A 202-nucleotide genomic window follows, 5' to 3' on the forward strand; every position below is an offset into this window, starting at 1 on the left:
ACCGATGTAGATAGCAGTTCGTTTACGTATTCTTTAGTAGCTGGAGCTGGTGATACCGATAATGCTGCGTTTACCATTTCAGGTAGTGATTTGAAAATTACTGCGAGTCCTGATTTTGAAACCAAAGCTTCCTACTCTGTTCGCGTAAGAACTTTCGATGGTACTTCAACTTTTGAAAAAGCATTTACTATTTTCATTAATG

Annotated in this window: 1 protein-coding gene; it reads left to right on the plus strand. The window is 37.6% G+C overall.

What is annotated here, in order from left to right; translation table 11 throughout:
• On the plus strand, positions 1-202 hold a 202-nt coding region (locus WFZ86_RS20510), incomplete at both ends, for a hypothetical protein (protein ID WP_342693651.1).

The sequence above is a fragment of the Flavobacterium polysaccharolyticum genome (assembly GCF_038739875.1).
Taxonomy (GTDB): Bacteria; Bacteroidota; Bacteroidia; order Flavobacteriales; family Flavobacteriaceae; genus Flavobacterium; species Flavobacterium polysaccharolyticum.